The following is a 295-nucleotide window of genomic DNA, read 5'->3' on the forward strand; positions in this document are numbered from 1 at the left end:
GCTTGGTAAAAGTATCACGTGAAGATGTATTGGAGGAAAAAAATAGAGTTTTAGACACAAAAGAAATAAATGTACGTAAAGGATATTTAGTAACAAAACGTTTTGTTGATATAATTGGTGCATTATGTGGAATAATCTTGTTGTTTCCAATCTTTATTATTGTTACTTTGTTGATAAAATATGAGGATCCGAAGGGAACTGTATTTTTTAAACAAGCTAGGGTTGGTAAAAGTGGTAGAGAATTTTATATGTATAAATTTCGCTCAATGTCTACAGATGCTGAAGAGAAACTAAA

Annotated in this window: 1 protein-coding gene; it reads left to right on the plus strand. The window is 29.8% G+C overall.

Annotated elements, in window-relative coordinates; genetic code table 11:
- Window positions 1-2: 2 nt before the first annotated feature.
- The coding region (locus MR113_RS27640; RefSeq protein WP_242257504.1) for a sugar transferase at window positions 3-295 on the plus strand (293 nt) is incomplete at its 3' end.

This window comes from Bacillus cereus group sp. BfR-BA-01379 (assembly GCF_022663605.1).
Taxonomy (GTDB): Bacteria; Bacillota; Bacilli; order Bacillales; family Bacillaceae_G; genus Bacillus_A; species Bacillus_A mobilis.